This is a genomic window from Desulfatibacillum aliphaticivorans DSM 15576, from assembly GCF_000429905.1.
Lineage (GTDB): Bacteria > Desulfobacterota > Desulfobacteria > Desulfobacterales > Desulfatibacillaceae > Desulfatibacillum > Desulfatibacillum aliphaticivorans.
The window spans coordinates 23796-45030 of sequence record NZ_AUCT01000013.1; the positions used below are offsets into that span (position 1 = coordinate 23796).

Annotated in this window: 23 protein-coding genes; 9 read left to right on the top strand and 14 right to left on the bottom strand. The window is 53.7% G+C overall.

Annotation, left to right across the window (positions count from 1 at the left end; translation table 11 throughout):
* Positions 1-115: 115 nt before the first annotated feature.
* The 10 genes from G491_RS0113920 to G491_RS0113965 all read right to left on the bottom strand — a co-directional run bounded on the left by G491_RS0113920 (position 116) and on the right by G491_RS0113965 (position 11338).
* A complete protein-coding gene (locus G491_RS0113920) occupies positions 116-769 on the bottom strand; it encodes a hypothetical protein (RefSeq protein ID WP_157468286.1) in 654 nt (217 codons plus the stop codon).
* Positions 684-2474: an RHS repeat-associated core domain-containing protein gene (locus tag G491_RS36315; protein WP_028315024.1), complete on the bottom strand. Its 1791-nt coding sequence runs from the start codon at positions 2472-2474 to the stop codon at positions 684-686. The genes G491_RS0113920 and G491_RS36315 overlap by 86 nt, the downstream gene beginning before the upstream one ends.
* A gap of 865 nt (positions 2475-3339) precedes the next feature.
* Positions 3340-3504, bottom strand: a complete 165-nt coding sequence (locus G491_RS35495; RefSeq protein WP_157468289.1) for a hypothetical protein — start codon at positions 3502-3504, stop codon at positions 3340-3342.
* An 892-nt stretch (positions 3505-4396) separates the two neighbouring features.
* Positions 4397-4720: a DUF6694 family lipoprotein gene (locus G491_RS0113935; RefSeq protein WP_028315026.1), complete on the bottom strand. Its 324-nt coding sequence runs from the start codon at positions 4718-4720 to the stop codon at positions 4397-4399.
* Positions 4721-4790: 70 nt separating this feature from the next.
* Positions 4791-5306 carry a peptidylprolyl isomerase gene (locus G491_RS0113940; protein WP_015948876.1) on the bottom strand — a complete coding sequence of 172 codons (516 nt, stop codon included), beginning with the start codon at positions 5304-5306 and terminating at the stop codon, positions 4791-4793.
* A 90-nt stretch (positions 5307-5396) separates the two neighbouring features.
* Entirely contained in the window at positions 5397-8918 is a 3522-nt protein-coding gene (gene nifJ, locus G491_RS0113945) for a pyruvate:ferredoxin (flavodoxin) oxidoreductase (RefSeq protein WP_028315027.1), read from the bottom strand.
* A 204-nt stretch (positions 8919-9122) separates the two neighbouring features.
* Positions 9123-9950, bottom strand: a complete 828-nt coding sequence (locus G491_RS30860) for a nitrilase family protein (protein WP_169829437.1) — start codon at positions 9948-9950, stop codon at positions 9123-9125.
* A 59-nt stretch (positions 9951-10009) separates the two neighbouring features.
* Complete coding sequence (gene ahbA, locus G491_RS0113955; protein WP_015948873.1) at positions 10010-10456, bottom strand: siroheme decarboxylase subunit alpha; 447 nt, start codon at positions 10454-10456, stop codon at positions 10010-10012.
* Between the two features lie 54 nt (positions 10457-10510).
* Complete coding sequence (locus G491_RS0113960) at positions 10511-10897, bottom strand: secondary thiamine-phosphate synthase enzyme YjbQ (RefSeq protein WP_028315028.1); 387 nt, start codon at positions 10895-10897, stop codon at positions 10511-10513.
* Between the two features lie 123 nt (positions 10898-11020).
* Positions 11021-11338, bottom strand: a complete 318-nt coding sequence (locus G491_RS0113965; protein ID WP_015948871.1) for a TusE/DsrC/DsvC family sulfur relay protein — start codon at positions 11336-11338, stop codon at positions 11021-11023.
* A 211-nt stretch (positions 11339-11549) separates the two neighbouring features.
* On the opposite strand from G491_RS0113965, the gene mobA reads away from it, so the two are divergent.
* Entirely contained in the window at positions 11550-12191 is a 642-nt protein-coding gene (gene mobA, locus G491_RS0113970; RefSeq protein ID WP_051327263.1) for a molybdenum cofactor guanylyltransferase, read from the top strand.
* Positions 12184-12663 (top strand): cyclic pyranopterin monophosphate synthase MoaC, encoded by a 480-nt coding sequence (gene moaC / locus G491_RS0113975; RefSeq protein ID WP_015948869.1) that lies wholly within the window; start codon positions 12184-12186, stop codon positions 12661-12663. Before mobA ends, moaC begins: the two co-directional genes overlap by 8 nt.
* A gap of 16 nt (positions 12664-12679) precedes the next feature.
* Here the strand turns inward: moaC and G491_RS0113980 are convergent, their stop codons facing one another.
* Entirely contained in the window at positions 12680-13693 is a 1014-nt protein-coding gene (locus G491_RS0113980) for a hypothetical protein (protein ID WP_028315030.1), read from the bottom strand.
* Between the two features lie 245 nt (positions 13694-13938).
* On the opposite strand from G491_RS0113980, the gene rpmH reads away from it, so the two are divergent.
* The 7 genes from rpmH (at position 13939) to G491_RS0114010 (ending at position 19598) form a co-directional block, all read left to right on the top strand.
* Positions 13939-14073: a 50S ribosomal protein L34 gene (rpmH, locus tag G491_RS0113985; protein ID WP_015948867.1), complete on the top strand. Its 135-nt coding sequence runs from the start codon at positions 13939-13941 to the stop codon at positions 14071-14073.
* 5 nt (positions 14074-14078) lie between these two features.
* Positions 14079-14435 (top strand): ribonuclease P protein component, encoded by a 357-nt coding sequence (rnpA, locus tag G491_RS0113990; protein ID WP_015948866.1) that lies wholly within the window; start codon positions 14079-14081, stop codon positions 14433-14435.
* The gene (yidD, locus tag G491_RS34935) at positions 14341-14640 is read left to right on the top strand and encodes a membrane protein insertion efficiency factor YidD (RefSeq protein WP_428829358.1); all 300 of its coding nucleotides are present in this window, start codon (positions 14341-14343) and stop codon (positions 14638-14640) included. The genes rnpA and yidD overlap by 95 nt, the downstream gene beginning before the upstream one ends.
* Positions 14641-14681: 41 nt before the next feature.
* Positions 14682-16355 carry a membrane protein insertase YidC gene (yidC, locus tag G491_RS0113995; protein ID WP_028315031.1) on the top strand — a complete coding sequence of 558 codons (1674 nt, stop codon included), beginning with the start codon at positions 14682-14684 and terminating at the stop codon, positions 16353-16355.
* A gap of 13 nt (positions 16356-16368) precedes the next feature.
* A complete protein-coding gene (gene jag / locus G491_RS0114000) occupies positions 16369-17328 on the top strand; it encodes an RNA-binding cell elongation regulator Jag/EloR (RefSeq protein WP_028315032.1) in 960 nt (319 codons plus the stop codon).
* Between the two features lie 48 nt (positions 17329-17376).
* Positions 17377-18756 (top strand): tRNA uridine-5-carboxymethylaminomethyl(34) synthesis GTPase MnmE, encoded by a 1380-nt coding sequence (mnmE, locus tag G491_RS0114005; protein ID WP_028315033.1) that lies wholly within the window; start codon positions 17377-17379, stop codon positions 18754-18756.
* Positions 18757-18923: 167 nt separating this feature from the next.
* Positions 18924-19598: a zinc ribbon domain-containing protein gene (locus G491_RS0114010; RefSeq protein ID WP_015948861.1), complete on the top strand. Its 675-nt coding sequence runs from the start codon at positions 18924-18926 to the stop codon at positions 19596-19598.
* A 72-nt stretch (positions 19599-19670) separates the two neighbouring features.
* Here G491_RS0114010 and G491_RS0114015 read toward each other — a convergent pair whose 3' ends face one another.
* Genes G491_RS0114015 through nadD form a run of 3 tightly spaced genes read right to left on the bottom strand, consistent with a single transcriptional unit; the run spans position 19671 to position 21233 of the window.
* Positions 19671-20213, bottom strand: a complete 543-nt coding sequence (locus G491_RS0114015; RefSeq protein WP_028315034.1) for a type I restriction enzyme HsdR N-terminal domain-containing protein — start codon at positions 20211-20213, stop codon at positions 19671-19673.
* Positions 20206-20586, bottom strand: coding sequence for a ribosome silencing factor (gene rsfS, locus G491_RS0114020; protein ID WP_028315035.1), 381 nt, complete (start codon positions 20584-20586; stop codon positions 20206-20208). The genes G491_RS0114015 and rsfS overlap by 8 nt, the downstream gene beginning before the upstream one ends.
* Entirely contained in the window at positions 20583-21233 is a 651-nt protein-coding gene (nadD, locus tag G491_RS0114025) for a nicotinate-nucleotide adenylyltransferase (protein WP_028315036.1), read from the bottom strand. Before nadD ends, rsfS begins: the two co-directional genes overlap by 4 nt.
* Positions 21234-21235: the final 2 nt, after the last annotated feature.

A 21235-nucleotide genomic window follows, 5' to 3' on the forward strand; every position in this document is an offset into this window, starting at 1 on the left:
TTAGTGACTTATTAAGGGACGTCCCCCGGAACGTTCAAAAGTCAAAATCACCCTTGACAGGAGGCATTATAGGATGTCTCCAAGAATTCATTGGGTGTCCCCGAAAACACAACGATCATCGATATTGTTTTTCAATTTTACTTCCCAATTTACCCCATTTGAATTCGATTTCATTTTTCCGCAAGAAATTGACAAATCGTTTTTCGTTATTCCACCCTACATATATTTGTCCATCAATCAGTTCAAAATAAACGTACATACCCAAGCGGATATTGTCTATATTTGCAAGAGGAACGCAAATAGGTTCCTTTTTATAAAATATCCAGAATATTACCTTTTCAGCATCTATATCATATATTAGTTTGTAGACCGTCTTCCTCAGAGCGACTCTGGCAAACAGATAAAGAGCAATAAAAATAGCGGGTATTATAGAAACTGAGGCTTTAGGCAAAATGAGAGTCCCCCCTGAAAACAGTTTCCCAAAAGAAATGCTCTCAAAAACAGCAAGGCCAAACCAAGCAATTAAAAGTATTTTTCCTAAATGGCTTAAAAATGTTGCATTAAATCCAACGTCAAAAACATACTTGGCACAATCATCTTCACTATTGCAGTTCATATCAACCGCCCCTTCAAATAAATAGGTAATATGAGGGGAGAAGGCTTCTCCCCTCGTTTTCATAAACTTATGGCGTATAAGCCCCATCGTCACTTTCATTCGATGATCCGGTATTCCCTGAGCCAGTATAATCTGAGTCATCAGATCTTCCACAAGAGTCTCCTGCTTTATCTTTATGCCCCTGGCCTTGAACCGAATTGACGGTGTCTGAGGGGGTACTAGTTGTATTTCCATGCGATTGATCTGTTGCGGTCTGGTCATCCCCTGGCTTATTTTTGTCCTTCTTTTGTGTTGAAGAGGCTACGCTGTTATCATAGGACTCTAAACCAACATTTACCGTCGCCGCAACAGTGTTATAGGTAGCAGGAACAGTTGTAGTTGCGATTGCTTCTCCTAATTTAGCCTCCGCTGCGGTCATTGTGCCGGATGTACAAGCGTTTTTGGCTGCTGTAGTCATTCCTCCTGATGCGAGGCCATTTCCTATATCCATCGCCTGGGCCTTTAGATCTCCGGCTTGGTTTATCGCTTCAGCATAGGGATCGGTTTCATCATTGTTATCGTAGGCTGCATCAATAAACCCGGTGGTGGCTCGCCCGGCCAAACCTCCATAGTAAGAAGCAGCCATTGATGATAGTGCAGGGTTAGCAGTTCCCGTTACGGCTCCAACGCCAAATCCAACCAGTCCACCGACAATACCTCCTGCAATTTTGCTTGATAGACTCTTGCCGTTAGCAATTCCACTAAGTGCACCGCAAAAGCCCCCAACTGCCGCCCCTATCCCTGCTCCTGCAAAGCCAAAATGCCCACTAGGATCAGTGTATCTTAATGGATTATTCCGGCAATAGGCGTAGGGATTGAGCTGTTGGGGATCGTATAGATTGGGTATCAAAGAATCCGGGCTGATGAACCGGCCGATGGCGGGATCATAATGCCTGGCGTCGTAATTGTAAAGGCCCGTGGACTCGTCCAGTTCCTGGTCCGTGTATTTGTAGGGCGTGGGAGTTGCCACAGATCCGGTGTAAAAGCGGTCCTCGCCGAAGGGCCGGTAGTCGGCCTGTTCCACCACGGCGCCGGAGTCGTCCGTCACCACGGTGGAGCTTCCCAGATGATCCTTGGAAAAATACTGGACGCCCTCGCCGTCCGTGATCTTGGCGATGCGCCTGTCCGCGCCGAAGATGTACTTGGTCGCCACGCCGTCCTTGACTTCATACAGGCTGCCTGCGTAAAAGGTCGTGCTTTCGCCCACCACTTCCTTGCGCACCCGGGCGCCGTTTCCGTCATAATAGAAATTGGTGGTCACATCCGGCTGGCCGGACACGGATTTCACCACCTGGGTTGGCATGTTGTCCGCGTTATAGTCAATGGCCAGGGTGGCGCTGATGCTGCCGGCGCCTTCTAACTTGGGACACGCCGTGATGTTGCCGTTGGCGTCGTAGGAGTAGTTATATACGGTTCCGCCCGCCGTCACCGTATCCAGCTTGTGGGTGACGCTGTTGTACGCATAAATCATGGACGATCCGTCCTGGGATTTGGTCAGGATGTTGCCTATGGAGTCGTAGGTCCAGGCCATGGAGCCCGTGGTGGAGGCCTCGCTTGTCAGCCGGTGCAGGTCGTCGTAGGCGTAGGTGTAGGCGTGGCTCCGCATGTTGTCGGTGATGGAGGCGATATTGCCGCCGTCCGTATAGGTATAGGCGTAATTCTGGTAATCGGTCGCGCCGTAGGAGGTCTGGATGGCCATGAGCCGCGTGGAATCCGGGTCGTAGGTATGCTCCGTGGTCACGCCGTTGGCGTAGTCCACCTTTTTTTTTGGGGGGTAGCCCTGGCAGAGCAGTATCCCGCCGTGATCATGCAGCGACATGTAGGTCGGATTACGCGAAGCCAGGATTGGGCTCCGGACAAGGCGGGGTAAAAATTTCCATAAAAAGTGATAGACGCCCATCCCTTCATGCGGAGCAATCCGACGCCATGGAGGATATTTGGGAGGATGCGTTTCCAACGCATTTGGGCAGCCCTGGCAGCGTCCTTGCTTTACGCCACAGGGATCGCGGAGCGGCATTTTATTCAACCGAAGAGATCGTGGATAGCCTGCAACTTGGCTGAGTTGGCAATGCGTACAAACCAAAGGCATTTCCTCCCGTCTCGCCGCCTTGGGTATACCAAATTCGTCCGCCATCCATGTCAACTTGATCAAAAATAACACGTGATTTCAATGAGATTTAAAGTTAGTGGAATAATCAAAGACGTCCCTAAGAAATGAAAAATCGAAAAATCAAGGTCCGGCCCCAGGCCTTTATTCCAACAAGGAAGTGGTCCAAACAATTGGGACCGGGGCACCCATCACTATTCATAAGTACGTAAAAGGCCTTTAACAACAGCGTCAACATAATATAATACAAAATACATCGTAATAAAAAATGCTTGCATAGTAACAATAATCAAAGGCTTGAAAGAAGATGGTCTCGAAGCAAACGCCTCTGCAAAAAAATCACCAATAGGGTATAAACAATTGTTGAGTAAAAATGCTATGATAAAAAGTAATAAAAATATTATACTTTGAAGATTAATTCGAAACAAATTCGACTTGACTATTTGCCATTTATCCTCCTTAGCTAATCTTCGTACTTTTAGCGTAAAAGTTAATAGAAACAGACATGCCAAGATAAAAAACACCAATCTTGAATAAGCTAAAATATAATAAATATCGAATAGGCCAAGGTCTGCATTTACTGGTCGCAACATGGATTCTCCTTAATATCTTTGAAGCATGACATCTGTTCAGCTGCACATACACCTTGCGCGGTGGAATATTTGATAGCGTTATTTGCCAGATACCCTGTATTCAAGCCTTCGATCATGATTTCAGCTGCCCGATGCGTTGCTTCAGCCATAATAAAACAACTCATTCTCTTGTTATAAGAATCATGTTTTCGACACTCATTAATCATTCTTCGATAACTTTGATCTTCAAGTGCCTTTTGTTTATCAATAAAGGCCTTTCGCTGATCCTCTAATTTATAGAACCACTCTTCGGCTTTACTTGTACATTCATCATATTCCTGATTACAGTCTCTGCATATTCTGCGTATTCTGCGGGACGTCTCTCAAAAACTCAAGCGTATTCTGCGGGACGTCTCTCAAAAACTCAATAACCTCATTATCGGCGGCATCCCAGGCGCCTAACGCCGCCAGGGGCAGGCGCGGGGGCCTGCAACTACGATATAACTTGGCCTACTCGCGCTACGATACTTCGTCGCCCCTTGGGGGCGCCTAAAAACGCGCCAAGCGCTTTTTAAGCAGGGCAAGCCCGGCAACTGCAAATTATTTATGACGCTTGCGGCCTGACGTAAAAAGGACGCTGGATTCCCGATAAAAACGCTCGGGAATGACGGCTTAAAAAAGCGCCCCACTCACATGCGACGCAACGGCGTCTTGCTAACAAAGCGCCTGTTCTGGTACAAAGCGATTTATGGGGATGTCTCCCATCACGATAACTTCCCATACCAATCCTCAGAGCCGCCAACTGATATAATAATTTCTATGACGTTCATCTGATAATATCAACTATAAATTGAATCTCTCAATGAGTAAACCTGAACGCAATGACTCAAATTAGTGTACTTTTCGGAGACCTCAATAAGACGCACCAAAGCCCCGGCCAGGCGCCGCTGCCTGAAAGACTAAACCCTGCCTGCAAAGCAAAACAGGGCCTTTTCCGGTTTGCAGAAAAGGCCCTGTTTTATAAATCATGTTTGGCGAAGCCGGGGCTTCGTCTTTTTTCAGCTACTTCTTTTTACTGCCTTCCCGAATCTCCTTGGCCATTTTCATGACCTGCTCGGCGTTTTTGCCGTCCAGGTCTTTTTTCATGTTGGTCATCATGTCTTCGGGGGATTTCATGCTGCTTATGACGTTGCCCATGCTTTTAAACCCAATGACCATGAGCGCTTTGTCAAACTCCGAGGCTTTTTCCGGCTCCAGGGAGTTCCTGACTTCCGTGATGGACTTTTTGAAGGCCTCGTCGCTGGAACCGTCGATTTCCGGCCCGCCGCCGCATGCCGCGAACGTAGCGAGCATCAACACAACCAACAAGGTGAACAGTCTTTTCATATGCCTCTCCTAAAAAGAAGGCGGGAGCAAGAGCATCCCGCCTCTGAATCGAATCAATCCTGCGTCCGCTCTATTCCTCGATGGTGATGCTGTTGACTTTAACCGGAGTCTTGGGGCGGTCCGTGGGGCCGGTTTCCACCTTGCCGAGCTCTTCCACCACGTCCATGCCTTCAATGACTTTGCCGAAGACGGGGTGCTTGGAGCGTCCGGGGGTGAACCAGTCCAGGTAATCGTTATGGACCAGATTGATGAAGAACTGGGAGCCGCCGGAGTTGGGCATGCCCGTATTGGCCATGGACAGGGTTCCGGGCTCATTGGAGAACTTGGCGTCTTCCGGGAACTCGTCCTTGATGCAGCCGCTGTCCGGCCCGCCGGTTCCGCAGCGGGGGCTCAGGGGGTCCTTGCTATGGGGGCAGCCGAACTGAATCATGAAGTCGGCGATAATACGGTGAAAATGCAGGCCGTCGTAGAAGCCCTCTTTGGCCAGCTTGATAAAATTGCCGGCCGTGCCGGGCATTTTATCCTTGTAAAGTTCCGCCTTAAAGGCGCCCATGCTCGTGTCAAAAACAGCGACAGGATTTGCCATGGTATAATTCCTTTCGAATTTTTAAAAATGGCGAAAAAGCAAAGCGGGGAGGCCCGGTTGCAGGACTCCCCGCTTGTTGATTACGGTTAACTATTTTTCTTCAGCGTCACAGCCCTCAGCCAGTTGCTTGAGCATCACGTACCTGTCCGCAAGTTTTTCCTGCAGGCCGGCGTTCAGCTTTTCAAACTCCTCGGGGAAGGTCTTCTGCAGGGATGCGTAACGCACTTCGCCCTTGAGGAAGTCGGCCAGGGTTCCGTCAGGCTCCTTGGAATCCAGGGAGAAGGGATTCTTGCCTTCGTCCGCCAGCACCGGGTTGAACCTGTACAGCGGCCAGTAGCCGGAGGCCACGGCCAGTTTTTCTTCTTCCTGGCTCTTGCCCATGCCCTTTTTGATGCCGTGGTTGATGCAGGGCGCGTAGGCCAGAATCAGGGAGGGGCCTTTGTAGGATTCCGCTTCCTTGAGAGCCTGGAGGAACTGCTTTTTATTAGCGCCCATGGACACGGAGGCCACGTACACATAACCGTAGGTCATGGCCATGCGGCCCAGGTCTTTCTTGCCGGTCTTCTTGCCGGAAGCCGCGAACTTGGCTACGGATCCCAGAGGCGTGGCCTTGGAGGACTGGCCGCCGGTGTTGGAGTACACTTCGGTGTCCATGACCAGCACGTTGATGTCCTCGCCGGAGGCCAGGACGTGGTCCAATCCGCCGTATCCGATGTCGTAGGCCCAGCCGTCGCCGCCGAAAATCCAGATGGAGCGTTTCAGGAACAGGCCCTCCATGGAGAGGATTTCGTCGGCCAGGGGCGTTTCGGGTTCGTCCAGCAGCAGGGAAACAATTTTATCGCCGGCGGCTTCGGAGGCTTCGGGATCTTCCCGGCCTTCCAACCATTCGTCGATGGCGTCTCCCAGTTCGCTCGAGCAGATTTCCTTCATTTCAAGGAGCTTGGATGCCAGGGCGTCGCGCTGGGATGTGACCGCCTGCAGCATGCCGTAGCTGAATTCCGCCGGATCTTCGAACAGGGAGTTGGCCCAGGCCGGACCGCAGCCGTCGGCGTTGGTGCAGTAGGGCACGGAAGGCGCGGAGCCGCCCCAGATGGAGGAGCAGCCGGTGGCGTTGCCGATCATCATGCGTTCGCCGTAAAGCTGGGTAAGCACCTTGACGTAAGGAGTTTCGCCGCAGCCTGCACATGCGCCGGAAAATTCCATGAGGGGCTGTTCGAACTGGCTGCCCTTGACGGAATCGCGGCTCATGGGGTTGGTCTTGTAAGGAATGGTGTCTGCGAATTCCTGATTGGGAACCTGCACCTCGGTCTGGGTGGCGATGGGCCTCATGACCAGGGCCTTTTCCTTGGCCGGACAGATGTCGGCGCAGTTTCCGCAGCCCTGGCAGTCCAGGGTGTTGACCTGAATCCTGAAGCTAAGGCCGTCAAACCCCTTGCCCTTGGCTTCCAGGGTTTCAAAGGAGTCGGGGGCCTCGGATTTTTCCTCTTCCGTCAGGAGGAAAGGCCTGATGGCCGCGTGCGGACACACAAAAGAGCACTGGTTGCACTGGATGCAGTTGTCCATGATCCATTCGGGCACTTCGATGGCCACGCCGCGTTTTTCGAACTTGGTGGTGCCCAAGGGGAAGATTCCGTCCGGGGAGAAGGAAGAAACCGGCAGGGCGTCGCCTTTGCATGTGAGCATGGGGCGCATGACGTCCTTGATGAATGCGGGCTCGTCCGCGGCGGCTTCTTCTTCGTCCTGAGCGGTGGCCCAGGAGTCGGGAACGGAAATTTCCTGGATGTTGGCGATGGTTTTGTCCACGGCGTCGTAGTTCATCTGGACGATTTCGTCGCCCTTTTTGCCGTAGGCTTTTTTAATTTCGTCCTTCAGGTAGGCGATGGCGTCGTCAACGGGAATCACGTTGGCCAGGTTGAAGAAGGCGGTCTGCATGATCATGTTGATGCGTCCGCCCAGGCCCACTTCCTTGGCGATGGCCGTTGCGTCGATGTTGTAGAACTTCAGGCCCTTCTTGGCGATGGTCTGCTTGACGTCCGCGGGCAGCTTTTCATCCATCTGATCCTGGGTCCAGGTGGAGTTGAGCAAAAAGGTTCCGCCTTCCGCAATGCCTTCCAGCACGTCGTAGATGTTGACGTAGGTGGAGTTATGGCATGCGATGAAGTTGGACCGGTGCACCTGGTAGGTGGACTGGATGGGCTGCTTGCCGAAGCGCAGGTGGCTGATGGTGATGCCGCCGGACTTTTTGGAGTCGTAGGAGAAGTAGCCCTGGGCGTACATGTCGGTCCGGTCGCCGATGATCTTGATAGCGCTTTTGTTGGCCCCAACGGTTCCATCGGAGCCCAGGCCCCAGAACTTGCACGCGATGGTGTCTATGGGAGCGGTCTCGAACTTCTCGGGAACTTCCAGGGAAGTATGGGTGACGTCGTCCACGATGCCCACGGTAAAGTGGTTTTTAGGCTTCAACACGGTCATGTTGTCGAAGGTCGCCTTGACCATGGCCGGAGTGAATTCCTTGGAGCCAAGGCCGTAACGGCCGCCCACCACCACCGGAGCGTCTCCGGATTCGTAAAAAGCGGTGCACACGTCTTGGTACAGGGGATCGCCGATGGCGCCGGGCTCTTTGGTGCGGTCCAGAACGGTGATGCACTCCACGCTTGCGGGCAGAGCGCTCAGGAAGGCGTCGGAAACCCAGGGACGGAACAAGCGGACCTTGACCAAGCCCACCCTTTCGCCCTTGTCCACCATGTAGTTAACCACTTCTTCGATGGTCTCGCAGGAAGAGCCCATGGAGACGATCACCCGTTGCGCTTCGGGATGGCCCACATAATCGAACAGCTTGTAGGACCTGCCCGTGATGCCTTCCACCTTTTTCATATAGGCGGAGACAATGCCCGGAACGTCCTGATAGAAGATATTGGAAGCCTCGCGGCCCTGGAAATAGATGTCAGGGTTCTGGGCCGTGCCCCGGAGTTCCGGGGTCAGGGGGCTCATGGCTCTGGCGCGGAATTCCTCAATGGCCGCGAAATTGGTCAGGCTGGCCATGGCGTCGTAGTCAATGACTTCGATCTTTTGAATTTCGTGGCTGGTGCGAAATCCGTCGAAAAAGTGCAGGAAAGGCACGCTGGATTCGATGGCGGCCAAGTGGGCCACCAAAGCCATGTCCATGGCTTCCTGGACGGAGTTGGAGGCCAGCAGGCTGAAGCCGGTCTGACGAACGGCCATGACGTCCTGATGGTCGCCGAAAATAGACAGGGCGTGGCCTGCGATTGCGCGGGCGGTCACGTGGAAAACGCCCGGGAGCAATTCGCCCGCAATTTTATACATGTTGGGAATCATGAGCAGAAGGCCCTGGGACGCCGTAAACGTCGAGGTAAGGGCCCCGGCGGCAAGGCTGCCGTGCACTGCGGCGGCCGCGCCTGCTTCCGACTGCATTTCACGAATGCGAAGGGTTTGACCAAATATATTCTTCCTGCCCTGAGCGGCCCATTCGTCCGCGATTTCGCCAATGGGAGAAGAAGGGGTGATGGGGTAAATTGCCGCGACCTCGCTCATGGCGTATGCCACATGGGCGGCCGCGGTGTTTCCATCCATGGTTTTCATTTTTCCGGACATTTTTTGCTCCTTTTAATCGGGGTTTGTCGTCTTGCACAAACTTACTGATTGCGATGCGTTACATAACCTGCCTTGTTTTGGGGGAATGTCGGCAGGAAGGCCTAAAGTGACGGTGAACGCCGCGCAAATCAACTTGGAACTTTAATTTGTAAAAACAAACGGTGGGTAAAGTCAACTCCTTTCCGGGTAAAAAGTCCTCAATACTTAAATATTGTGCTTCAGGACCTTCCGGCTATACACTTCCGGCCGCCTCCGGGAGAGAAAGGACGTCATGCGGTGGCTGCGCACCTGATTGATCAAATCCGCCCTTAAATCAGCAATCAACAGGCCTTCGCCCCCTTGCAGACGGGCCTCCACCCGCCCCAGAGGATCCAGAACCAGAGCGACGCCGGGAAAGGAAAGCCCCGCTTGGTTTTCGCCGGATTGGTTCACGGCCGCGACATACAGGCCGTTGTCATAAGCCCTGGCCGTTAAATGCCTGAGCCAGGACTCCTCTTTTTCCTGGGGGGTTCCACGGGGAGAGGCGTGGGGAATAAAAAGGATGTGGGCGCCAGCCAGGGCCATGTTGGTCGTCAACTCGGGAAAATGAGCCTCGTAACAGAGTTGGATGCCGAAAGCATAATGGCTATTCCTGAAGACGGGCAACTCGCTCCCCGGGGTAAGCCAGGCTTCCTCCACAGTGCTCAGATGGGTCTTTCGATGAAAAAACACCCGGCCGTCGGGAAAACACGCCAAGTGGGTCGCGTACTTATTCCCCCGGGGTCCAACCTCCACAAGGCCGGCCAAGACGGTCAGCCGCCTGGAGCGGGCGATTTCCGACAGCGCCTGGTATTCCCGGCCGTCCCTTTCCAAGGCTTTGGGGAGCGGTTCGGAGGCGCAGTAGCCGGTGAGCGTCATTTCGGGCAAGACCAACACTTCGGCGCCGCCACTGCGAGCTTCTTTCGCGTAGGCATCCACAGATTGCAGGTTCCGGTCCGATTCCCACAGGGGGCAGTGCATGGGGGCCGCTGCAATCCGCACATCTTTTCTCATGGGTTTAAAATCCATGGCAAAGGCTTTGCTCGCACCCTAACCTGAAAAAGCCGGGGGCCTTATAGCTCGAACTGCGCCCTGATTTTATAGACATTGGTGGCCGGCAGGTTGATAATGTCCTCCACCCCGGTTTTTGCAGAGATTTCGCTCAGGTTGGCCTTGATTTCATCCATGGACGGAGAAATAAAGGTGAACCAGATATTATAGTCGTTTTCCCTTAAATAATTGTGGGTCACCCCAGGGTATTGGTTGACGGCTTCGGTAAACATTTCCACCTTGCCCTCCGGAACCCTTGCGGCGCAAAGCGTGCTGACAAAACCCAGCTTGTCCGGCACGAAGTTGCCGCCTATCCTGCGGATGATCCCGGACTCCTTGAGCCTGGAAACCCTTTCAATCACCTGGGCCTCGTCCAGGCCGAACTCCTCCCCGATGGAGGCGTAAGGACGCTCGGTCCTGGGAAAATCGGATTGAATTCTATTGATAATGGCCTTGTCTGTTGCGTCCATGGCAAACTTGTCCCGATCCAATGTCATTAGTATTTTTCGGCCATTCAGGCTGACTTATAAAGCGACGACTCTGACCTTGCGCGTCCTGGGGCCGTCGAACTCACAAAAGAAAACGCCTTGCCAGGTTCCAAGGACCAGCCGGCCGCCGGAAACTTCCACCAAAACAGAAGAGCCCATCATGGAGGACTTGATATGAGCCGGAGAATTTCCCTCGGCGTGGCGATAGTCCAGGTTGTCGGGAACCAGGATGTTCAAGGCCATGATGATGTCCCAGGCCACGTCCGGGTCGGCGGATTCGTTGATGGTTACGCCGGCCGTAGTGTGGGGGACGAATACCATGACGGCGCCGTCCTGCACGTCCTCTTCCCGGATAAAATCCTGAACCCGGGAGGTGATGTCCACCATTTCGGTTCTTGATCGCGTGGAAACCGTGAATTGCATGGCCATACTCCATCTGTTGGGAGTTGCGGCGAATCAGCAGGGTTTAAAAGCCCGTCCCATTAAATAGAAAAAGCCTTGCACAAGGCAAGGCTTTTTCAAGATGCAACTTAAAAAACTTACAGACTACACGCAGCCCGTGGGTTTGGGCAGGCCAGCCATTTTACAGGCTCCCTTGCCGGGTCCGGACGGGAACAGCTCGTAGATGTGCTTCAGTTTGAAACCGGTGACCTTGGACAGAACGCGAACCATGGGAGCGATGCCGTTCTTTTTGTAGTAATCTTGCAGAACGTTGATCACTTTCCAGTGTTCTTCGGTCAGTTCGTCAATGCCTTCCACGCCCTTGACGTAGGTGACCCATTCTTCGGACCAGTTCTCAAAGGAATCGATGAATCCGTCTTCATCAACGGTAAAGGATTTTCCTTCAAATTCGATTGTTGCCATGTCCAACTACCTCCTTTTATACAGGATTTATCAATCTGGCTTTACTCGCCATTACATGCCGCAATACATACTCAGGGTGTAATATAGGACACAGTGGTCAATGTCAATAGCAAATATTACAGTTCCTTGCCCATATTCTTCCCTTTCATAAGCCTGTAGCACAGGAGCAAACTTCTTGCAAACCATTCCACTAACAGATAAAAGGCCCTGTATGAACGCCAAGATCACCATACCAAACAAGCCCCTTTCCACCGCCAATTGTGCGGCCGCCATATTGGCCGGAGGCGCCAATTCCCGCATGGACGGAAAGAATAAGGCTTTTTTGAATATTAACGGCAAGTCCATTTTCGAATACTTGGTGAATCGCCTCAATCCCTTTTTTATGGAGATTTTCGTCATCAGCAACAATCCCCGGGAGTATTTAAAATACGACTTGCCCGTATACTCGGATCTTTTTACCAGGCGCTGCTCCTTAAACGGGGTTCACTCCGCCCTGACATACGCCAAGGCGCCCTTTGTTTTTTTGGCGCCCTGCGACATGCCTTTTCTTCAGGACGGAATGATACGCCTTTTGCTTGCAGAGCAGGACCCGAAATTTGATATTATTATCCCCAAGACTCAGGCCGGGTACGAGCCTTTATGCGCCATATACTCCAAGCGGTGCCTCAAGCCGGCGGCCAGAATGCTTGAAAGCGACCGCCTGAGCATCCGGAGCATCTTTTCCCAGGTTCGGGTGAAAGAGATTCCCGAAGACAAACTTTACGCGGCGGACCCGCAGCTTGCATCCTTTATAAACGTAAACACGCCCCAGGACCTGGAAATGGCCAGGAACAAGGAGAAACTTAATGGCTGATTTTTCCCATTTGGATGAAAAAGGCAGAGTGCAGATGGTGGACGTCTCGGACAAAAAAACCACTGACCGGCTGGCTATCGCCGTAGGGAAGCTCTCCATGAAGCCGGACACCCTGGCATCTATCCTGGATCAGGCCATGCCGAAAGGCAATGTTTTGGAGACGGCGCGGATCGCTGGAATTATGGCGGCTAAAAAAACCTGGGAGCTTATCCCCATGTGCCATCCCCTGGAACTGACCCATGTGCAGGTGGATTTTTTCCCGGAGACGGAAACCTCCAGCATCCGCATTGAAGGCCAGGCCCGGGTGGCCGGCCGCACCGGCGTGGAAATGGAGGCCCTCACAGCCGTCTCCGTGGCCGCCCTCACCATTTACGACATGTGCAAGTCGGCGGACAAGGCCATGGCCATCGAAAAAATTCATTTGGTGAGAAAATACGGAGGAAAAAGCGGAGAATTCGTCAACGAAGGATAGCCCGCCTCTGATCCCGTTAAACCAAAATGGGCCCTGGCGTGGGAGCGGCGTAAGCCATGAGCTTTTCCCGGTTAAGCTCGCCCAAAGACACGGACAAGGCCTCGCCCCGGCTTTTCGCCAGCCTGAACCAGTTTCTCAACTCAGCCAGAAGATCTTCCTGGCCCACCCCTAAAGAGGGAACCCGGTCTCCGATGTTGTTGTCCATCCTGCCGGAATTGATGTAGGTCCATTGGTCGTCCCGGGCCGCAACCACGCCTGTATGGCCGCGCGTCCTGGTGGACAGGGACAGGATGCCCCCGTGCCGGAGGTTGGGGCCGAGGCTCTCGTACACCTCTTTAGCCAAAACGTCCGGATCGTTTATATTAATGTAGGTCCCGCTAAACAGATGGTTCCCGCATGCGTTGACCAGGCCCTCGCCGGTAAGATAGGCGTTGGACGGCAGGCTGGAAGCCAGAGCCCGGTTCATAAGGGCGTCTTTAAGGCCGCCTCGGCCGCTGTATTGGATTCCCAGGCTGGAAAGGCCTTTTACGACCAGTTCGTAGCAGTCCACATCCTCGTAATTTTTTCCTATCTCCTGGCTGACCGCCCGCACCAGGCTTTCCGCCAGGGAATCGGCTTCTTTGGAAAGATCCGGTGTGCGCCTCACCTGGACGTTCTTGCGGGTTTGTACGGCCGGCTCGGCAAGATTTTCCTGGCGCCAGGAAATCTCCTTTGTTTCAGGATCTATCCAAACCTGGGCGCCTGGTTGAATTTTAGTAAAATCTTTATTTTGGTTTATTGGGCTATGTATGATATTCCATGTGTCCGTTGCGAACTTGCTGTTTCGGACCAAAAGATGGGAAACAGTGTAGTTTTCGGATGTTATGACGCCCAGGGACTCTTTGGCCTGTGAAGTTAAGGGAGCGGACTCGCCGTCTTTCCCGGCCCTGGCCAGGACGGCGGAAAAATCCCCTTTGTTTTTAGCGGTTTTTTTTATCGAAGATTCCGATAAAACGCCCGACTGGGGGCCTGTTCGCGATATTTCGGACATGCTTTTTCTCCTGAATTTCCTGACAGGGCTTCATCGGCCCTGATCGAAAGAGAAGCATCTTTCGTGCCAGTTTTCGGAAAGCCGGAAGGAGCCGACAAAAGAATTCAACTGATGCTTGACAAAAAGGGCGGTTCATGTTGTACTTGCTGGTCTTTGTATGGGCCGGGGCGGGCCTGAGTGAACGACCTTGTTCCGACCCCACGACTACGACGATAAAAAACTGATTAAATGCAGGAGACATTAATATGAAAAGGACGTTTCAACCCAGCAAAATTAAAAGAGCCCGCACACACGGATTTCTGAAGAGAATGTCCACCAAGGCCGGGCGCCGCATCATCAAACGCAGAAGGGCCAGGGGCCGCAAGCGCCTTAGCGCATAAAGACCATGGGCTCGTTCTCCTACACCAAGGAGCAGCGCCTTCGAAAAAGGCCACAATTTCTGGCTCTTGGTGAGCGGGGAAAACGGGTTCAAAACGCTTACTTTATTGCGGTTTTCGCCCCTGCCCAGGGAAAAGTCTCCCGATTGGGCGTTACAGTGACCAAAAAGGTCGGAGACGCCGTCACCAGAAACAGGATCAAACGCTGTGTGCGCGAGTATTTTCGTCTGAACCAGCATAGGCTCAAAGCCCCTGTTGATATCAACGTGATTGCCAAAAAGGCTTGCTGCCAGCAGGAGTCGCCCTTGCTGGCAGCCTCCCTGGACCATCTGTTCAACAGGGTTTCGGAGGGCTCCCGCCATTAAACGATTATTAATCATTCCCATCCGCATATACCAGCGTTTTGTGTCCCCCATATTGGGTCCTCATTGCCGTTTTTACCCCAGTTGCTCTCAGTACGCCGTGGAGGCCATAGAAAAACACGGACCGGTCAAAGGCGGCTGGCTGGCTGTCCGAAGAATTTTACGGTGCCATCCCCTGAACCCAGGGGGGTTTGACCCGGTGCCCTGACCTGGGCAAATTTGTCGTTTGCCCCCAGGAGTTTAGGTAGCATGGAACAATTTCGTTTAATCTTGGCCGTCGCGCTGTCCTTGATGGTTTTTATTGCATACCAGTATTTTTTCGGCCCCAAGCCGCACCAAGGCGAAACGCCTGTGGAAAGCCAGGAAATTGCACAAGTGCAACAGAGCACGGACGCCCAGGAAGCCGCTGCTGCAATAACCCCTGCGCCGGCCGCCGCTCCCATCCCTGAAATCGCGGCGTCTCCCGGCCGCCCAGCCAGGGATATCACAGTGGATACGCCCCTGTATCACGCGGTGTTCACGGAAAAGGGCGCCGGATTAAGCGATTTGACGCTAAAAGAATATTGGGAAACTCAGGCAAAGGATTCCGCTCCCAAGAGAGTGGTTGACCTGCCGCCCGGCGGAGCGACCCTGCTTACCACCATGGCGCGGGGCAGTCTCGGCAATTTGGAAAGCGCCGTATTCAGCGCCCAAAGCACCGAAGACCTGAATGTTCAGGAACAACCCCAATCCCTGATATTCACTTATACCGCGCCGTCAGGAATTATAGTCACCAAAACCTATACTTTTCAGCCTGACTCCTATGCCATGGACTGCCAGCTTTCCGTGGCCAACAACACTCTGGGTCCCATCAACGACAACCTCTCCGTCATCCTGAACAATTATTATACGCCCAGCAGTAAGCCTTCGGATAAATCCGATAGAATTGTTTTCAGCGGCCCCATGGCCTTTGTCAACAATTCCATGGAAGAGTTCAAGGTCTCGGAAAAGAAGCCTGAAAAAACCATACAAGGCCCCACCGGATGGGTTGCACTCACATGGCGATACTTCATGTCCGCTGTGGTCTTTGACCAAACCCAGGAAGGCGTCATTAAGGCGTCCCTCAATTCCGCCAACAATGTGGCCCAAACCCTGTTCACAGGCAAGCCGATGGCCATCCCCCCTGGCCAGACATTCACCACTTCTTATAAGGCCTTTTTCGGACCCAAGCAGGGAGACATTTTGAATAAGGCGGGCCTGGAGGACGCCCTGGACTTTGGGTTCTTCCACGTAATCGCCAAACCCTGCTTGCTTCTGATGAACATCATGCACAATTATGTCCCCAACTACGGGGTGGTTATTATTCTGTTGACCCTGCTCATCAAGATTGTCCTTTGGCCTTTGGGCAGTAAGAGCTACAGGTCCATGGAAAAAATGAAAAAGCTCCAGCCGCTCATGCAGGAGCTTCGGGAAAAATACAAGGACGACAAGCAAAAGATGAACCAGGAGGTTTTTGCGCTGTACAAAACCTTCAAGGTCAATCCCATGGGCGGCTGTTGGCCCATGCTCATCCAAATCCCCATTTTCATCGCGTTCTACAAAATGCTGTATGTAGCCATCGAGTTGCGCCACTCCCCGTTTATCTGGTGGATTACCGACCTCTCCGCACCGGACAGGCTGTTCCACCTGCCTTTCCCGGTGCCGTTCATGGCAGAGCCTTACGGGATTCCCGTTCTTACGCTTATCATGGGCGCCAGTATGCTGCTGCAGCAAAAAATGTCCCCACCCCCTGGGGACCCCACCCAAGCAAAGATGATGATGCTGTTGCCTCTTGTGTTCCTGTTTATCTTTATCAACTTTCCGTCAGGGCTCGTCCTTTACTGGCTGGTCAATAACGTGGTTTCCATCGCCCAGCAGTATTACATAGGAAAGACCAGTTCCTGAACACGGAGGAACCATGAATTCGAACGTGGAATTTGAAGGAAAAACAGCGGAAGACGCTGTGGAACTCGCTTGCAAGGAATTAGGAGTCAGTAAGAAGCAGCTTAAATACGATGTATTGTCCTATGGATCCACTGGCATTTTCGGCTTGGTAGGGGTAAAAAAAGCACGCATTCGCGTCTATCCTCCGGCAGCCAACGCAGAGGCGAAAAAAGGCCGCAAGTCGGGCGCCGCCAAGGGCAAGGGCAGGAAGCCGAAAAAAGCCGCGGAACCCAAGCCTGCGCAGGTTGAAGAAGAGCCTGCTACGCAGGAGGCTTGCGAACCGGCTGCGGAAAATGCCCCCGAACCCGTGGAAGCGACAATCGCCGAGGAAGTTCCCGAAACTCAGGAGCATCAGGAAGACCAGACGGCTATAGAAGAGGCTCAGGCAATGGAAGCCGACTTGGCAGACGATGCAGACGAAAACGAGCCTAACGAAGCCGCCGAAGACGATCCCAACCTGGAGCAATGCATGGAACTGGCCATAGAGGCGTCCGTCACCATGGCCCGCACCATTGCCGAGGAAGCCGCCGGAAAGGCCTCCCAGAACGAGGACGGCGACATAGTCGTCACCCTGGAATGCGAGAAGCCGGCGGTGCTTATTGGGCGCCGCGGCCAGACATTGGACGCCATCCAGTACCTGGTGGAAAAAATCGTCAACCGCGCCCGCAGCAAAAAAATCAGGGTGCGTGTGGACGCCGGCGATTATCTGCTCAAGCGGGAGGAAAGCCTGATCAAGCAGGCCAAGCGCCTTGGCGCCAAGGTAAGAAAATCCGGAAAGCCTGCCAGTTTCAGCCCCATGAGCGCTCATGACCGCAGGATCGTGCACCTTGCCTTGAAAAACGAAAAAGGCATCCGCACCCAGAGCAAAGGCAACGGCTATTTGCGCAAGCTGGTCGTATTCCCCCAAAGGGGGCAGGCCAAGAAACAATCCTGAACTTAAACGCCCGGGCCTGGAAAGCAGGCCCGGGTTTTGTTTGGCGCCATGAACCTTTCTCAAACCATTGCAGCCATCGCCACCCCTCCCGGAGTAGGCGGCATCGGCGTTATACGCATATCAGGCCCCCTATCCTCTTCCATCTTAAAAAGCATTTTTCAGCCGGCGCACTCATCCTTCGATATTTGGCCGCCCGAAGCGTATAAACTGATTCGGGGAAAAATCGTCGATCCCAAGACCACCGCAGTCAAGGACGAAGTCCTGGCCGTGTTTATGCCCGGCCCTGGAACCTATACAGGAGAGGACGTTGCCGAGATTCAGGGGCACGGAGGCCCGGTGGTTTTAAGCGCGGTGCTGGAGACGGTGCTGTCCCAGGGGGCCCGCCTGGCCGAACCCGGGGAGTTCACCCGCCGGGCGTTTTTAAATGGCCGCATGGACCTCTCCCAGGCCGAAGCCGTGGTGGACCTCATCCACGCCCGCACCTCCCGGGCGGCGAAAACCGCAGCCGCGCATGTGGGCGGCGCTCTTAAATGCCGTGTGGAAGACATACTGGACTCCATCATGGAATGCCGAGCCCACATTGAGGCCGCCCTGGATTTTTCGGATGATACGGGCGACGGCGAAACAAAATGGATCCTGGCCAAACTGGACCAAGGCGTCATTCCTCCCTTAAGAGAGCTGGCGGAAGCCGCCGAGCTGGGCAAAGCCCATATGGAAGGGCTAAGGGCCGCCATTGTCGGCCGTCCCAATGTGGGCAAGTCCAGCCTTATGAACGCCCTGGCCGGCCAGGAACGGTCCATCGTCACGGAGACTCCGGGCGCCACCCGGGACGTGATCCGAGAGCCCGTGCTTATTCGAGGCCTGCACTTCACGTTGTCCGACACGGCGGGGCTGCGCACCTCCTCGGACGCCGTAGAGATGATCGGTATGCAAAGGGCCAAAGACGCCATGGGCGAATCCGATTTGGTCATGCTAGTCGTCGAGGCCGGAAGCGACCTTTCCCCTGAAGACCAGGAGTTGCGGCGTCAGGCCGAACACTCCTGCAACCGCGTGTTGATGGTTTACAACAAGATGGATCTGCACCCTGGATTTATCCCCTCCCCTGTCAGGGATTACGCCCCCGTGGCGGTCAGCGCAAAAACCGGCCAGGGTCTGGACGGCCTCCGCCGGGCCATGGAAAACTCTTTGAGGCAGGGGCGGGAGCTGGACGCCGCGCCCGGAATCATTCCCAATCTCCGGCAAAAGGGCGCCCTGGAAAGCGCTTTAGAAAGCGCAACCGAAGCCCGGGGTCGCATTTTGGAGGAGGCTTGGGAGCTTGCGGCCTTTGACATGGAGGAGGCCCAAAAATCCCTGGAGCAAGTCCTGGGGCTTGGCGTTTCTCCCGACATTTTGGATCGCATCTTTTCCGATTTTTGCATAGGAAAATAGGGATTGGAAAAAGGTATACACTATCTGGGGGTTAAAATTGTTCCACGTGGAACATCTTGGGGCTGCCCCCTGGCATTGCCGCCGTATTGACAAGCCAGCCAGGGCTCTTACTTTGTAGAGAAAGGGCTTAAGCCCCTAAACCCGTAAAGGAAAAGGATATTAGCCTTATGAGCTTTGAGACCAAAGAGCAAATACTTGATAAAATCATGCACACGCCTGTTCCTGTATGCCCGCATTGCGGCCAGGCCATGAAAATTTGGGAAGTGCCGCCTGTAAACTTCTCGGACGGTCTGGGATGGGGCGAGCCGTATCTTTTTGTCTGCTTCAATGACGAGTGTCCGCCTTTTGTCTCAGGCTGGAGCCACTTTGAAGAAGAGCACGGACATTGCGCATCCACGCGGTGTTTTTGCTATCCCAGCTCCGGACAGTTTGAGTTCATGCCTGTTTTTTCCAAGGTGGGCGGCACCGGCCAAATTGTGGACGAGGAAATTTTGGCCAAAATGGAACAGGAAAAAGTCGCCATCAAGGAGGGCTTTGCCTCCCTGGCCCAGGCTTACGCTGACAAGGACGCCAAGGTCCCCTTAGCCCTTCTTTTGGACGCCTGCGCTCCCGGCAGGGTCCGCATCAAGGCGGCGGACATGCTGGAGGAGTTGGGCGACGTGGATTGCCTGGAGGCTTTGCTCAATAAAAAATTCGGGAATCGGCTGATTAAGGAGGCTGTGGAAAAAACCATTAAGGCGGTCATGGAACGGACATTCACCAGGGAATGCCCTTATTGTGCGGAGATTGTCAAGCAACGCGCCAAAGTGTGCAAACATTGCGGCAAGGATTTGACGGAATAACCAGCCGCCTTAAACGAAAAATACAAAAGGGCCGGATGAAAGTCCGACCCTTTTTTTTATGCGTTTTTTAGCTTAGTATGCCTTACGGGCGACATTGACGTTGTCCATGTCGTAGGATCTGAATATCAGGCGCTCCCGCATAAGGGCCTTGCCCTCCAGGGGCTCGGGAGTGTAGGCGGCTAAAATATCCCCAGCCCGGCTTTTGTCCGGGACCGAATCTGCGCCCCGCCCCATCTGCTTTCCGGATTTCACGTCCCACAACAGCCATTCGCTCCCGTCTGTAGAAGCGGCTATGGGCGGAATGGGATCTATGCATACCCGGGCCGCGGCGATCACTTCCTTCTGCCGGGAGTCCAAAGAGCCCGCCGCGCATTTGATCACCATCACAGGTTTGCCGTCCACAAAGACTAAGAGGTCCAAGGCGGAGGCATAATCCTGTCCATTCACTTCCACGGATACAGGGTGGTCCACGGAAATGTCGGCCGCAGAAAAGCCTTTTTCCCCCAAAAGAAGCTCCTCGGCCTTTTGGCGATTATCCTCTGCGCCTATATGGGGCGCCAGATTTCCCGTCACCTTGTCGATGATATAAGGCATCTCTTTATCTGAGTTACTCATCTTCACCTTCCTGTTCTTCCGGCCGGCCCTTGGGATAATAGCGCTTGGCGTCCGCCCACAAACCTTCCAGATCGTAAAAATCCCTGGCGGAGTCGTGGAATATATGGACGATGACATCGTCGTAATCCAGGAGCACCCATTGGCCCTCCGTCTTTCCCTCCACGCCCAGGGCTTTTTGCTTGCGTTTTTTCATGTGGCGCTCCACGTGCTCGGCCATGGCCGCCACCTGCCGGTTGGACAGGCCGCTGCATATGACCATGAAGTCCGCCACGGAGGATATGCCGCGTACGTCCAGCCCCACCAGGCCTCGGGCCTTTCTTTGCCCCAAGGCGTCAAAGAACGGAGCCAACTCCTGCGGTAGGTCTTTGCTCATAAATATAGTCCTTGTCGTTTAATATATTTTTCCACGGATTCGGGCGCCAGAAAAGCAATGCTTTTTCCCTGGTTCACGGCCTTGCGAATATGGGTGGCGGAAATATCCAGCGCCGTTGTCTGTGCAAAGTAAATCCGCTTGTTTTCGTGTAAGGCCCTGAAATATCCCTGGTCAGGCTCCGGGACGGCCAAACCCGGCAGGTTCTCCCGGATATACTGTTCCACGTGAAACATTTCCGCCCTGCCCCCCTGCCACGGCCGGGCCAGGACTATGAAGTGCGCCAGGGAAAAAAGGCGCTCATATTCCTTCCAGGTATGAATCTCCAAAAAGGCGTCCAGGCCCAGGATAAAGAAAATCTCCTTGTCAGGGGACTGCAAAGCCTCCAAAGTGGCCACGGTGTAGGATGGGCCTCCCTGGCGTATTTCCATGTCCGAGGCTTCCAGGCCGGCCCTGCCCTCCACGGCCATGCGAACCATGGCCAATCTGTCCCGGGCCGAGGCGGCGGCGCCGTTTTCCTTATGGGGCGGCGTATTGCAGGGAATGAGCACGACTTTATCCAGAGAGAACTTCTCCTGCACCTCCACGGCCATGCGTAAATGTCCGATATGGATGGGGTCGAATGTTCCTCCGTATATTCCTAAGCGCATTC

What these genes read in the sequence shown, in the direction of transcription:
- G491_RS36315 (WP_028315024.1), bottom strand. Translation starts at nt 2,474, where the DNA reads ATGTCGCTGCATGATCACGGCGGGATACTGCTCTGCCAGGGCTACCCC.
- G491_RS35495 (WP_157468289.1), bottom strand. Translation starts at nt 3,504, where the DNA reads ATGGCTGAAGCAACGCATCGGGCAGCTGAAATCATGATCGAAGGCTTG.
- G491_RS0113935 (WP_028315026.1), bottom strand. Translation starts at nt 4,720, where the DNA reads ATGAAAAGACTGTTCACCTTGTTGGTTGTGTTGATGCTCGCTACGTTC.
- G491_RS0113940 (WP_015948876.1), bottom strand. Translation starts at nt 5,306, where the DNA reads ATGGCAAATCCTGTCGCTGTTTTTGACACGAGCATGGGCGCCTTTAAG.
- nifJ (WP_028315027.1), bottom strand. Translation starts at nt 8,918, where the DNA reads ATGTCCGGAAAAATGAAAACCATGGATGGAAACACCGCGGCCGCCCAT.
- G491_RS30860 (WP_169829437.1), bottom strand. Translation starts at nt 9,950, where the DNA reads ATGAGAAAAGATGTGCGGATTGCAGCGGCCCCCATGCACTGCCCCCTG.
- ahbA (WP_015948873.1), bottom strand. Translation starts at nt 10,456, where the DNA reads ATGGACGCAACAGACAAGGCCATTATCAATAGAATTCAATCCGATTTT.
- G491_RS0113960 (WP_028315028.1), bottom strand. Translation starts at nt 10,897, where the DNA reads ATGCAATTCACGGTTTCCACGCGATCAAGAACCGAAATGGTGGACATC.
- G491_RS0113965 (WP_015948871.1), bottom strand. Translation starts at nt 11,338, where the DNA reads ATGGCAACAATCGAATTTGAAGGAAAATCCTTTACCGTTGATGAAGAC.
- mobA (WP_051327263.1), top strand. Translation starts at nt 11,550, where the DNA reads ATGAACGCCAAGATCACCATACCAAACAAGCCCCTTTCCACCGCCAAT.
- moaC (WP_015948869.1), top strand. Translation starts at nt 12,184, where the DNA reads ATGGCTGATTTTTCCCATTTGGATGAAAAAGGCAGAGTGCAGATGGTG.
- G491_RS0113980 (WP_028315030.1), bottom strand. Translation starts at nt 13,693, where the DNA reads ATGTCCGAAATATCGCGAACAGGCCCCCAGTCGGGCGTTTTATCGGAA.
- rpmH (WP_015948867.1), top strand. Translation starts at nt 13,939, where the DNA reads ATGAAAAGGACGTTTCAACCCAGCAAAATTAAAAGAGCCCGCACACAC.
- rnpA (WP_015948866.1), top strand. Translation starts at nt 14,079, where the DNA reads ATGGGCTCGTTCTCCTACACCAAGGAGCAGCGCCTTCGAAAAAGGCCA.
- yidC (WP_028315031.1), top strand. Translation starts at nt 14,682, where the DNA reads ATGGAACAATTTCGTTTAATCTTGGCCGTCGCGCTGTCCTTGATGGTT.
- jag (WP_028315032.1), top strand. Translation starts at nt 16,369, where the DNA reads ATGAATTCGAACGTGGAATTTGAAGGAAAAACAGCGGAAGACGCTGTG.
- mnmE (WP_028315033.1), top strand. Translation starts at nt 17,377, where the DNA reads ATGAACCTTTCTCAAACCATTGCAGCCATCGCCACCCCTCCCGGAGTA.
- G491_RS0114010 (WP_015948861.1), top strand. Translation starts at nt 18,924, where the DNA reads ATGAGCTTTGAGACCAAAGAGCAAATACTTGATAAAATCATGCACACG.
- G491_RS0114015 (WP_028315034.1), bottom strand. Translation starts at nt 20,213, where the DNA reads ATGAGTAACTCAGATAAAGAGATGCCTTATATCATCGACAAGGTGACG.
- rsfS (WP_028315035.1), bottom strand. Translation starts at nt 20,586, where the DNA reads ATGAGCAAAGACCTACCGCAGGAGTTGGCTCCGTTCTTTGACGCCTTG.
- nadD (WP_028315036.1), bottom strand. Translation starts at nt 21,233, where the DNA reads ATGCGCTTAGGAATATACGGAGGAACATTCGACCCCATCCATATCGGA.